This is a genomic window from Streptomyces sp. SID14478, from assembly GCF_010548525.1.
Classification (GTDB): domain Bacteria; phylum Actinomycetota; class Actinomycetes; order Streptomycetales; family Streptomycetaceae; genus Streptomyces.
Map to the genome: position 1 here is coordinate 1 of NZ_JAAGMG010001047.1, position 2,926 is coordinate 2,926.

Sequence of the window (2,926 nt, forward strand, 5' to 3'; positions counted from 1 at the left end):
TGACCGCAACGGTCGCGGCCGCCCCGCTGCCGTGGTGGCGCACGGTGTGGCCCTTCCGCAGGCGCACCCGGGCGGGCTCGGGCCGGCTGACGCGGACGCTGGTCGTGCTCGCCGTGGTGCTCGCCCTGTGCGCGGCCGGTTTCCTGCTGCTGCCCGCCGGACGCCACCTCATCGAGGACACCCGGGACAAGCTCGGCAAGGCGAAGGCGGTGACCCCGTCGGGCGTCACGGCCACCGCGCAGCTGGCCGGGCATCCGGCGGACGACAGCGTCGACGGCCTGAGCAACCGGTACTGGGCGGTGTCCGGCCCCGGCGCCTCCGTCACGTACACGTTCGGCAAGCCGTTCCGCCTGGTGGACCTGATCATCACCAACGGGGCGTCGAAGTCCGCCGAGGAGTACGCCCGTGAGGCGCGCGCCCTTCAGGTGGACGCCGAGGTGACGTCCAAGGACGGCGAGGTCAGCCACAAGGAGTTCGCCCTCAGCGACAAGGCCGGCTCGCAGACCTTCCAGGTCGGCATCAGCGACGTCACGACGATCCGTCTCACCCTGAACGCTCCCGCGGGTCTGACGCGCGGTCGGCACATCGCCCTGGCGGAGGTGGAGTTCTTCCAACGCGCGTGACGCGCGCGAAAGGGCGGGCCACCGGTTCTCGTGGAACCGGTGGCCCGCCCCTCGTGTCCCGCTCCTTGTGTACGGAGCGCGCGGGTCGTCAGACCTTCAGCGGACGGATCGACGTCGGCGCGTGGCCGGGCTCCGTCGCGATCTCCTCGAACTCCTTGACCGCGCTGATGTCGGCCGTGGGGCTCATCGAGATGTTGGTGATGCGCTCCAGGATCGCCTCGACGACGACCGGGACCTGGTGGTCCTGGGCGAGCTTCTTGGCGCGCTCCAGGGCCTCGCCCAACTCGTTCGGGTCGGTCACCCGGATCGCCTTGCAGCCCAGGCCCTCGGCGACCTTGACGTGGTCGACGCCGTAGACGCCGAGCTCCGGGCTGTTCTGGTTCTCGAACTCCAGGTTGACCTGGAAGTTGATGTCGAGGCCGATCTGCGCCTGGCGGATCAGGCCCAGGTAGGCGTTGTTCACCAGGACGTGGACGTACGGGATGCGGTGCTGCGCGCCGACCGCCAGTTCCTCGATCATGAACTGGAAGTCGTAGTCGCCGGACAGGGCGACGACCTGCGTGTCCGGGTCGGCCTTGGCGACGCCGAGCGCGGCCGGGATCGTCCAGCCGAGCGGGCCGGCCTGGCCGCAGTTGATCCAGTGGCGCGGCTTGTAGACGTGCAGCATCTGGGCGCCCGCGATCTGCGACAGACCGATGGTCGTCACGTAGCGCGTGTCCTTGCCGAACGCCTTGTTCATCTCCTCGTAGACGCGCTGCGGCTTCATGGGGATGTTGTCGAAGTGCGTGCGGCGCAGGAGGGTCTCCTTGCGCTCCAGGTGCGAGGCGACCCAGGCGCTGCGGTCGGGCAGCTTGCCCGCGGCCTTGAGTTCCTTGGCGACCTCGACGAACAGCTCCAGGGCGGCCTTGGCGTCGGAGGTGATCCCGTAGTCCGGGGCGAAGATCTTGCCGATCTGGGTCGGCTCGATGTCGACGTGGACGAACGTGCGGCCCTCGCGGTACACGTCCAGCTTGTAGCCGGTGTGCCGGTTGGCCCAGCGGTTGCCGATGCCGAGGACGAAGTCCGACTCCAGGAACGTGGCGTTGCCGTAGCGGTGGCCGGTCTGCTGGCCGACCATGCCCGCGTTCAGGTCGTGGTCGTCGGGGATGGTGCCCCAGCCCATCAGGGTGGGCACGACGGGGGTGTTGGTGATCTCCGCGAACTCGACGAGCAGGTCGCTCGCGTCCGCGTTGATGATGCCGCCGCCCGCGATGATCAGCGGGCGCTCGGACTCGACGAGGAGCCGGATCGCCTTCTCGATCTGGGCGCGGGTCGCGGCCGGCTTGTAGACCGGCAGCGGCTCGTACGTCTCCGGGTCGAACTCGATCTCGGTCTGCTGGACGTCGATCGGCAGGTCGATGAGGACCGGACCGGGACGGCCCGAGCGCATCAGGTGGAAGGCCTGCTGGAAGACGCCCGGGACCTGTGCGGCCTCCAGGACGGTGACGGCCATCTTCGCGACCGGCTTGGCGATCGAGGAGATGTCGACGGCCTGGAAGTCCTCCTTGTGGATCAGGTGCGTGGGCGCCTGGCCCGTGATGCACAGGATCGGGATGGAGTCCCCGATGGCGGAGTACAGGCCGGTGATCATGTCCGTGCCTGCCGGGCCCGAGGTGCCGATGCAGACACCGATGTTGCCCGGGTTCGCCCGCGTGTAGCCCTCGGCCATGTGCGAGGCGCCCTCGACGTGGCGGGCGAGCGTGTGGTCGATGCCCCCGCTCGCCTTGAGCTCCTTGTAGAAGGGGTTGATGGCGGCACCGGGCACGCCGAACGCGTTGTTGACGCCCTCGCGCTTGAGGATCTCAACGGCCGCGCGGGCGGCGGTCATTCGAGCCATGAGTGCTCCCGACTTCTGCTGTGACTGGGTACGTCTGTGTCCGGTCTGTCGGATTCGCGCTCCCGTCGCGCCCCGCGGCGAGCTCTGAATTCCGTCCAGGTTCCCGCTCCGGCCTTCCTCTCGGAATTCCATGATGCGGAAACTAGGTTCTGCTATATGGAAGCAATGTAGAGGGGGGTCTCGGAGGCCGTCAAGGTGGATGATGAGACTCACGTCGATCCGTCAGCAGCGCCCGAGGGGGTGTGCCATGGCCGAACCGGTGCGCGTACGGTGCCCTGCCTGTCTGCGCGAGCACCTCTACCGCCCCCCGGCGATGCCCTGCGCCTGCGGCGCCCCCGTCGCTCCCCCGCTGCTGCGCGACGCCGCCCCCGAGCCGGTCAGCGCGCGCACCTGGGCCGACGACTGGGTGACCCTGCGCTGCCCGCTG

General features: G+C 69.2%; 2 protein-coding genes and 1 pseudogene. 2 read left to right on the forward strand and 1 reads right to left on the reverse strand.

What is annotated here, in order from left to right:
* Nucleotides 1-623 (forward strand): zinc ribbon domain-containing protein (locus tag G3I40_RS33825; RefSeq protein WP_164558661.1); only part of this gene is annotated, 623 nt, incomplete at its 5' end.
* 88 nt (nt 624-711) lie between these two features.
* On the opposite strand, the gene gcl is transcribed toward G3I40_RS33825, so the two are convergent.
* Complete coding sequence (gcl, locus tag G3I40_RS33830; RefSeq protein WP_164558662.1) at nt 712-2,490, reverse strand: glyoxylate carboligase; 1,779 nt, start codon at nt 2,488-2,490, stop codon at nt 712-714.
* A 256-nt stretch (nt 2,491-2,746) separates the two neighbouring features.
* Here gcl and G3I40_RS33835 point away from each other — a divergent pair.
* Nucleotides 2,747-2,926, forward strand: a pseudogene (locus G3I40_RS33835) (hypothetical protein); the annotation flags it as partial.

Bases quoted from the DNA above. Each gene is read 5' to 3' on its own strand.
- gcl (WP_164558662.1), bottom strand. From the start codon at position 2,490: ATGACCGCCGCCCGCGCGGCCGTTGAGATCCTCAAGCGCGAGGGCGTC.